This is a genomic window from Streptomyces sp. NRRL B-24572, assembly GCF_002156145.1.
Classification (GTDB): Bacteria; Actinomycetota; Actinomycetes; order Streptomycetales; family Streptomycetaceae; genus Streptomyces; species Streptomyces vietnamensis.
Map to the genome: position 1 here is coordinate 1 of NZ_MWIG01000573.1, position 7,979 is coordinate 7,979.

Annotated in this window: 8 protein-coding genes and 1 pseudogene; 7 read left to right on the plus strand and 2 right to left on the minus strand. The window is 71.4% G+C overall.

Going from position 1 to position 7,979, the window contains the following annotated elements; translation table 11 throughout:
• Both CCN56_RS45045 and CCN56_RS30275 read left to right on the plus strand, forming a co-directional pair.
• Nucleotides 1–140, plus strand: a pseudogene (locus CCN56_RS45045) (tryptophan--tRNA ligase); the annotation flags it as partial.
• Between the two features lie 35 nt (nucleotides 141–175).
• Nucleotides 176–649: an Lrp/AsnC family transcriptional regulator gene (locus tag CCN56_RS30275; protein WP_086831136.1), complete on the plus strand. Its 474-nt coding sequence runs from the start codon at nucleotides 176–178 to the stop codon at nucleotides 647–649.
• A 17-nt stretch (nucleotides 650–666) separates the two neighbouring features.
• Here the strand turns inward: CCN56_RS30275 and CCN56_RS30280 are convergent, their stop codons facing one another.
• Nucleotides 667–1,119 carry an SRPBCC family protein gene (locus tag CCN56_RS30280; protein ID WP_086831130.1) on the minus strand — a complete coding sequence of 151 codons (453 nt, stop codon included), beginning with the start codon at nucleotides 1,117–1,119 and terminating at the stop codon, nucleotides 667–669.
• Between the two features lie 246 nt (nucleotides 1,120–1,365).
• On the opposite strand from CCN56_RS30280, the gene CCN56_RS30285 reads away from it, so the two are divergent.
• The 4 genes from CCN56_RS30285 (at nucleotide 1,366) to CCN56_RS30300 (ending at nucleotide 5,130) form a co-directional block, all read left to right on the plus strand.
• On the plus strand, nucleotides 1,366–2,454 hold the full coding sequence (locus tag CCN56_RS30285; RefSeq protein ID WP_086831131.1) for a sugar ABC transporter substrate-binding protein: 1,089 nt from the start codon (nucleotides 1,366–1,368) through the stop codon (nucleotides 2,452–2,454).
• A gap of 61 nt (nucleotides 2,455–2,515) precedes the next feature.
• Nucleotides 2,516–3,295 carry an ATP-binding cassette domain-containing protein gene (locus tag CCN56_RS30290; RefSeq protein ID WP_086831132.1) on the plus strand — a complete coding sequence of 260 codons (780 nt, stop codon included), beginning with the start codon at nucleotides 2,516–2,518 and terminating at the stop codon, nucleotides 3,293–3,295.
• Nucleotides 3,292–4,569: a sugar ABC transporter permease gene (locus CCN56_RS30295; RefSeq protein WP_086831133.1), complete on the plus strand. Its 1,278-nt coding sequence runs from the start codon at nucleotides 3,292–3,294 to the stop codon at nucleotides 4,567–4,569. The genes CCN56_RS30290 and CCN56_RS30295 overlap by 4 nt, the downstream gene beginning before the upstream one ends.
• A gap of 33 nt (nucleotides 4,570–4,602) precedes the next feature.
• Nucleotides 4,603–5,130, plus strand: coding sequence for a DUF6328 family protein (locus tag CCN56_RS30300; RefSeq protein WP_256962246.1), 528 nt, complete (start codon nucleotides 4,603–4,605; stop codon nucleotides 5,128–5,130).
• A gap of 107 nt (nucleotides 5,131–5,237) precedes the next feature.
• Here the strand turns inward: CCN56_RS30300 and CCN56_RS30305 are convergent, their stop codons facing one another.
• Complete coding sequence (locus tag CCN56_RS30305; protein WP_179200034.1) at nucleotides 5,238–6,245, minus strand: aminoglycoside phosphotransferase family protein; 1,008 nt, start codon at nucleotides 6,243–6,245, stop codon at nucleotides 5,238–5,240.
• A 228-nt stretch (nucleotides 6,246–6,473) separates the two neighbouring features.
• Between CCN56_RS30305 and CCN56_RS30310 the strand changes: the two genes are divergently transcribed.
• Nucleotides 6,474–7,775: an amidohydrolase family protein gene (locus CCN56_RS30310; protein WP_086831135.1), complete on the plus strand. Its 1,302-nt coding sequence runs from the start codon at nucleotides 6,474–6,476 to the stop codon at nucleotides 7,773–7,775.
• Nucleotides 7,776–7,979: the final 204 nt, after the last annotated feature.

Here is a 7,979-nt window from a genome sequence, read left to right on the forward strand (position 1 = left end):
CGGTCCGGGCCCGCCGCGCGGAGTACGCACGGGACCGCGCCTACCTGCGACGGGTCCTGCGCGAGGGGAACGAGCGGGCCCGGGCCGTGGCCGACGTGACCCTCGCCGAGGTGCGCACGGCGATGAGGAGCCACTACTGACGTATGTTTCCGGCATGGGAATGACGGAGGGGACTCTGGACGCCATCGACCGGGCACTGCTCGCCGAGCTCCAGCGGGACGCCACACAGGCTTACACGGTGCTGGGCAAGGCGGTCGGCCTGTCGGCGGGTGCGGCGCACGAGCGGGTGCGGAAACTGCGGGAGCGCGGCGTCATCCGCCGCACCACCGTGGACGTCGATCCCGCGGCCCTCGGTCGGGACGTGCTCGCCTTCGTCATGGTCGACTCGTCCGCCTGGATCGGGGATTCGGCGGCGGCGTTCGCCGCGATCCCCGAGATCCAGGAGGCGCACGTCATCGCCGGCAGCGCCTCGGTCCTGGTGAAGGTACGGACCGCGACCACGGTCCAACTCCAGGACGTGCTGCGCCGGTTGTACGCGATCGACGGCGTGAGCGGCACGCAGGCGACGGTGTCCCTGGAGACCTTCTTCGAGCGGCCGGTCTCCACGGACCAGGGCCTGTCCGGCGGACCGGGGTCGGACAGGTCCTGACCTGCGGCCGTCTCGCGTCAGTCGGCCGTGCCGCTCTCCAGGATGCCCTTGAGGATCATTTCGTCCCTCGGCATCTCCTTCCGCACGTGCGGGCGGACGACGAGGGGGACGAGGGCCTTGCCGATGCCGTGTCCCTCGAAGTCGAGGGAGAGCGTCAGGCGGGAGCGCTCGCCGTCGTCCAGCGGCTCGATGGTGCCCTGGACGTCGCCGCGCACGGGGCCGTCGATGCCGTGCACGTGCCAGTGCCTCGGCGGCTCCAGCTCGATGACCTGCATGGTCGAGGTGAACTCCCGCTTGCCGAGCCGCCGCGTGACGGCGGCCTTGGAGCCGACCGCGAGGGGGGTGTCGCCGATCTTCCGCACCGAGACGGCGCTCTCCTGCCACTCGGGCAGACGCGTCGGGTCGGTCACGTAGGAGAAGACCTCCGCGGGCTTTCGGGAGATGTCGATGGTTTCCGTGATGGCAGGCATGTCGCCTTCTTCGTTCGACGGGAGACCCCGCCGGAAGCGGATACGCCGGCGCGGGCTCGTTGTCGCTTCATACGAATCCTCCCACTCCGGGCGACGCCCCGCCAGCCTCGACCCGACGGCCCGCCCCGTCCCTCACCCGCTTGCCGGTCCCCAGGTTGCGGCTAATGTCGATAGAGAGGCCATATGTACATCCTCGTTCCCGCGCTCACGGGGTGAGGGAGAGGGGGCGTACGGAAGGAGCCACCCATGACTCGCACATTGCGGAGCGCGATAGCCCTGGCCGGAGCCGCGGCCCTCTCCCTGGGAGTGATGGCGACGAGCGCGACGGCCCTGGGCGCGGGAAGCGAGAAGCAGGGGGATGTCAAGATCGGTCTGCTGCTGCCGGAGAGCAAGACCACGCGGTACGAGAAATTCGACCGGCCCTACATCGAGGCGAAGATCCAGGAACTGGCGCCCGGGGCCCACATCGACTACTACAACGCCGCGGAGAGCGCCACCACCCAGCAACAGCAGGTCAACACCGCCCTCGCCAAGGGCGACAAGGTCCTCATCCTGGACGCCGTGGACGCCAAGTCCATCCAGTCCTCCGTGCAGAAGGCCCATGACGCGGGCGTCAAGGTCGTCGCGTACGACCGCCTCGCGCAGGGCCCCGTCGACGCCTACGTCTCGTACGACAACCACAAGGTCGGCGAGCTGCAGGGCAAGGCGCTCCTCGCCGCGCTAGGCGACAAGGCCAAGAGCGGCGAGATCGTGATGCACAACGGATCGCCGACGGACCCGAACGCGGCCCAGTTCAAGGCCGGTGCCCACTCCGTCCTCGACGGCAAGGTGAAGATCGGCAAGGAGTACGACACTCCCAACTGGGACCCGAACAACGCCAACCAGCAGATGGCCGGCGCCATCAGCGCCCTCGGCAAGGACAAGATCGTCGGTGTCTACTCGGCCAACGACGGACTGGCCGCCGGTATCGCGACGGCCCTCAAGGCGGCCGGCATCAACGTGCCCCTGTCCGGACAGGACGCCCAACTCGACGCGATCCAGCGGATCCTGATCGGCACTCAGACCTTCACCGTCGAGAAGCCGTACAAGCCGGAGGCCGACATCGCCGCCACGATGGCCGTCAACCTGGCCGAGGGCAAGAAGCTGTCGTCCGACCTGGTGCCCACCACCGTCACCAGCGACGGTGACCGCAAGGTCGCGGCCCAGCTGCTCAACCCGGTCGTGGTGAACAAGGACAACATCAAGAACACCGTCGTCAAGGACGGGCTCTACACGGTCCAGGAGATCTGCACTCCGACCTATGCGGCGGCCTGCAAGGACGCCGGTCTCGAATAGCCGCGTGTCGCATCATCCGACGGCCGCGAAGCGGTTCGCGCGAGCGGAGGAGGCGGTTCCTTTGCCGGAGCCACCCGTGCTCACCCTGCGGGGGATCTCCAAACGGTTCGGTGCGGTCCAGGCGTTGAAGGACTTCGATCTGGAGGTCCACGCCGGCGAGGTCGTCGCCCTCGTCGGCGACAACGGCGCCGGCAAGTCCACCGCCGTCAAGTCGATCGCCGGAGTGAACCCGCCCGACGAGGGCGTCATCGAATGGCAGGGCCGGCCGGTCAGCATCAACCGGCCCCACGACGCCCAGAACCTCGGCATCGCCACCGTCTACCAGGACCTCGCCCTGTGCGACAACCTGGACGTGGTCGGCAATCTCTTCCTCGGCCGCGAGCTGCGCCGCTTCGGCGTCCTGGACGAGGTCAGGATGGAGCAGCGTTCGCGCGAGCTCCTCCACACCCTCTCCATCCGGATCCCCAGCGTCAGGATCCCGATCGCCTCCCTCTCGGGCGGCCAGCGGCAGACCGTGGCGATCGCCCGCTCCCTGATCGGCGAGCCGAAGGTCGTCATCCTGGACGAGCCGACCGCCGCGCTCGGCGTGGAGCAGACCGCCGAGGTCCTCGACCTGGTCGAACGGCTCCGCGACCACGGTCTCGGCACCATTCTGATCAGCCACAACATGGTGGACGTGATGGCGGTCGCCGACCGGATCGCCGTCATGCGCCTCGGCCGGAACAACGGCTTCTTCGACAAGCGCGCCACGACCACCGAGGAGATCATCTCCGCCATCACCGGGGCCACCGAAAGCGCCGTCACCCGCCGCCAGGCCCGCAAGCGGGAGGAGGAGCGATGAAACGGGACCGAGCCCGGGGCGACGACGCCGCCCAGGAACCGGCCACCGAGGCCATGCCGGCGGTCGACACCCGGCTGCTCGTCCGCGAGGAGGGCCTCAAGGGGTATCTCGGTGAGTTCCGCCGCAGGTTGCGCAGCGGAGAGCTGGGGTCGCTGCCGGTCGTCGTCGCCGTGATCATCATCTGGACGGTGTTCGGCAGCCTCGACTCCACGTTCCTCTCGGCCCAGAACCTCTCCGACCTCAGTCAGCAGATCGTCGGCACCGGCATGATCGCCGTCGGCATCGTCTTCGTCCTGCTGCTCGGCGAGATCGACCTCTCCGTCGGCTCCGTCAGCGGCCTGTGCGCCGCCGTCTTCGCGGTGCTCAACGTCCTGAACGGCATGAACGAGTGGCTGGCGCTCCTCGTCGCCCTCGCGGGCGGAGCCGCCGTCGGCCTCATCCACGGCTTCTTCTTCGCGAAGGTCGGCGTGCCGGCGTTCGTGGTCACCCTGGCGGGCAACCTGTTCTGGAACGGCCTGATGCTCCAGATCCTGGGCGCCAACGGCACGGTCAACATCCCGAGCGAGAGCATCGTCTCCAAGCTGTACTCGACGATCTTCCACAGCCCCGCCGCGGCCTATGTCACCGCGGCCGTGGGCGTCGGGCTCTTCCTCGCGGCCTCGCTCCTGGACGCCAGACGCCGCCAGGCCGCCCGGGTGCCGTTCCGGCCGGTCGCCGAGATCGTGCTCCGCACGGTGGTCATCGCGGCGATCGCGTTCGTCTCGGCGTACATCCTCAACCAGTACCAGGGGCTGCCGCTCGCGCTCCTCATCTTCCTGATCCTGCTCGTGGTCCTGGACTTCGTGCTGCGCCGTACGACGTACGGGCGGCAGATCTTCGCCGTCGGCGGCAACATCGAGGGCGCGCGCCGGGCCGGCATCAGCGTGCCGTTCATCCGGATGACCGTCTTCTCGATCTCCGGGCTCATGGCGGCGGTCGGCGGCATCTTCCTGGCCGGGCAGATCCAGTCCGCGAGCCAGACCTCCGGCGGCGGCAACCTGCTGATGAACGTCATCGCCGCGGCCGTCATCGGCGGCACGAGCCTGTTCGGCGGGCGCGGCTCGGTCTGGTCCGCCCTCCTCGGCGCGCTGGTGATCGGATCCATCCAGTCGGGCATGAACATCATGGGTGTCAGCAACGCCGTCCAGTTCATGATCACCGGATCGGTCCTGCTGGCCGCCGTGGTCGTCGACTCGCTGTCCCGCCGGAGCCAGAAGGCCGCGGGCCGCGCCTGATCCGAGGAGACCTCTATGGAGGAGGAGGCCCCTATGGAGGCGGACCCGAAGCCGCCGAAGGGGCCTCGGCAGGGGCCTCGGGACGGGGTGCGGCACGGTCGGAACGAGACCGAGGAGGAGCGGGCCGACCGGCGCTGGCAGGATCTCATCCAGGAGATCCGGGTGGCGCAGACCGGTGTGCAGATCCTCCTCGGCTTCCTCCTCACGGTGGTCTTCACCCCGCACTTCCAGGGCCTGCACCAGACCGACAAGACGATCTACATCGTCACGATCGTCCTCGGATCGCTCGCGACGGGCGCGCTCATCGGTCCCGTCGCCTTCCACCGGATCGTGGCGGGGCGCCGGATCAAACCCCGGGCGGTCACCTGGGCCTCACGCCTGACCCTGCTCGGTCTGGTCCTGCTCCTGGCGACCCTGACGTCGTCCCTCCTGCTCGTCCTGCGGGTGGCCACGCACGACGCGTACGTGCCCTGGCTCGTCGCCGGCGTCCTCACCTGGTACCTGCTGTGCTGGTTCGCGCTGCCCCTGTGGATACGCTTCCGCCACACCAACGACGAGTGAGGCCGCCAGGAGCCCGTGTCCGACGAGCCGGGGCCGAGCCTCGGCTCGAAGTCTCCGTCGCACTCCTCATGGCCCGCGAGCGCCCCGCCCCGCCCCTCGTCCCCTCCTCAGAACACCGGGGAGGCGGCGAAGAGTTCGTTCACCCAGTGGGCGCTCGCCTCGGCGCACCCGGTGTCCGGGGTTCCGGGGAAGAGGCGGAACCAGGAGACCGCCCGGCCGAGCGCGGCGAGCCGGGCGGCGAGCGCCGCTGCGCGGCGCAGCTCCGGGAGGGACGGCCCCAGGTCGGTCCAGGGTTCGAGGTAGGCGTCGCGCAGCCGGTGCACATGCTCGGGGCCGTGGCGCTCCCGGACGGCGCCGACGGGGACCAGCAGGCTGGTGAAGGGGTGGGCGATGTTGGCGTCGCCCCAGTCGAAGAAGGTGAAGCGGCCGGCGGCGGGGGCGAGGAGCTGGGCGTCGTGCAGGTCGCAGTGGTCGAGCGAGTCCGGGATGCCGTACGCGTCGAGCTCGTCGCACCAGTCGAGGAGTCGGGGCCGCTGCCTCCTGAGGGCCCGGCGGGCGTCCGGGTCCAGGGTGGCGTTGCCCTCGACGAGGCCGTCGAAGACGACCGGCAGCCGGCCGGTGCGGCCGCAGGGCACGCCGAGGTCGGCCATCCGGTCCGTGTACGGGGTCAGGGCCCGCTGCATCCGCGCGTACTGGCCGAGCGCCTCCTCCCAGGACTCCGGTCCGGCACCGCCGGCGTCGAGGACGTGCCGGAAGAGAGGGCCGCCGTCGGGGAGGAGGGACCAGCCCCGCCCGGCGTCGACCGCGAGCGGGGTCACGACGTGCTCGGGCACCCACTCGGCGAGCGCGTCCCCCAGGGCGGCCTCGAAGGCGGCGTCCGGGGCGCTCGCCTTGAACCACACCGCCTCGCGCTCCCCGGCTCCGGTCCGGAAGCGCACGAGGATCGACCAGGGCCGGACCCTGACCTCACGGGGTCCAGCCTCCTCCAGGCCGTGCCGGGCGAGCTCCCGCTCGGACCAGCCGAGGGCGGCCGCCCGCCAGTCCGCCTGCTCCCAGGGGGTGACCGCGTCCTCGAACCGCCCGCGGTCGACCGTCATGGATGTCGCTTGTCCCATCGGGCGATTGCATCATCCGGCCGTGTCCCGCGCACCCGAATATCGGCGGGGCCCGAGGGATGCGGGAACGGAGTCAGAAGAATTCGTATACCAAAATGAGGGCCGACGAAACCCTCCCACGCGGAGATGACGTGATCAAACCGCCCCTCCCGATCTCCACCCTTGTCCACCTCCCTCAATTTGGTATACAAAACGGGGAACCGTCGGCCCCCTCCCCCAGGAGCTCCCATGTGCCTCGAAGCCACCCCGCCGCCCTCCCCCTCGGTCACCCGCCGCGGCATCCTCGCCGGTGCGGCCGCGCTCGCCGGCACCGTGGCCGCGGGCGGCACGGCGGCGGCCACGGCCGGTACGACGGCGGGCTCGTCGTCCCCGGCGGGCGCTCCCCGCGGCGGGAACCCGGCCGGAGGCGACCTCGTGATCCGGGGAGGCACCCTCCTCGACCCCGCCACCGGCGAGGTCACCGAGAACGCCGTCGTCCTGATCGAGGGCGGAACCGTGCGCGCGGCGGGCCGCGAGGGCACCATCACCGTCCCGCAGGGCGCCAGGACCCTCGACGCGGACGGCCAGTGGGTCCTGCCGGGCCTGGTGGACGCGCACATCCACCTCAGCACCGCCGCCGAGGCCCGCGACGCCGTCCGCAAGGGCGCGACCAGCGCACGCAGCGGATCGACCACCTTCTACCAGGACATCGCCGTCCGCGAACTCGCCCGGCACAGCCCGGACCTCGCACCCCGCCTGACGGCCGCCGGCGTCTTCGTCACCCCGGACCTCGGCGACACCCTCCTCGCCGACCCCGACCTCACCCCGCTCGTGCGCCTCAAGGACGGCGTGCGCTCGGCCGAGGCGCTGCGCCGGGTCGTCGAGGTCAACCTCGCCCGCGGCGCGGACGTCATCAAGACCCGCGTCAACGAGCGCGCCGGGCTCCCGGAGCAGGACCCGCTGGCCCAGGTCTACTCGTACGAGCAGCTCGCCGAGATCGTCGCCGCCGCCCGGCGGCGCGGCAAGGGCGTCCTCTGCCACAGCTACAGCGAGAAGGGCTGCCACGACGCCGTCACGGCGGGCATCCGGTCCCTGGAGCACGGTGCGTTCGTCGGCGAGCGCACGCTGGTCGAAATGCGCCGCAGGGGTACGTACTTCACCCCCACCCTCTCCGCCATCGCCGGGATGATCGACTCCCCGAACCCGATCCTCGCCGAGCGCGGCCGCACCTACCTCCCCCTGCTGAAGCGGGCCGTCCTCGCCGCGCACGAACTCGGCGTCCCGCTCGCCGCCGGCACCGACTCGTCCGGCGGCACGGTGCGGCCGATCGGCCGCGAGGTGGAGCTGATGCGCTCGGCCGGCCTGTCGGCGCTCGACGCGATCCGCACCGCGACGACCGGCGCCGCGCGGCTCCTGGGCGTGGAGCGCACGGTGGGGCGCCTCGCGCGGGGCTTCGCGGGCGACGCGGTGCTGGTGTCCGGCGACCCCCTGGCCGACGTGACGCTCCTCAAGCAGCCGACCACCGTGATCCGAGCGGGCCTCCCCACCTGACCTCCCGCACCCGGGGCCCGCGCCCGGGCCGGGCGGCGCCCACACCGGGACCTGCGCCCGGCATCGTGCGGGCCCACCCCGGGCCGGGCGGCGCCCCGCCGCCGTGTGGGCCCGCGCCCGTGCTGGGCGGTGTCCTTCGCCGCCCGCCGTGTGGACCCGCGCCTGGGCTGGGCGGCGAACCGTCGCCGCCCAGCCCAGGCGCGG

Excerpts from the sequence above, each read along its gene's own strand:
- CCN56_RS30300 (WP_256962246.1), top strand. The coding sequence starts at position 4,603 with ATGGAGGCGGACCCGAAGCCGCCGAAGGGGCCTCGGCAGGGGCCTCGG.
- CCN56_RS30310 (WP_086831135.1), top strand. The coding sequence starts at position 6,474 with ATGTGCCTCGAAGCCACCCCGCCGCCCTCCCCCTCGGTCACCCGCCGC.
- CCN56_RS30285 (WP_086831131.1), top strand. The coding sequence starts at position 1,366 with ATGACTCGCACATTGCGGAGCGCGATAGCCCTGGCCGGAGCCGCGGCC.
- CCN56_RS30280 (WP_086831130.1), bottom strand. The coding sequence starts at position 1,119 with ATGCCTGCCATCACGGAAACCATCGACATCTCCCGAAAGCCCGCGGAG.
- CCN56_RS30305 (WP_179200034.1), bottom strand. The coding sequence starts at position 6,245 with ATGGGACAAGCGACATCCATGACGGTCGACCGCGGGCGGTTCGAGGAC.
- CCN56_RS30295 (WP_086831133.1), top strand. The coding sequence starts at position 3,292 with ATGAAACGGGACCGAGCCCGGGGCGACGACGCCGCCCAGGAACCGGCC.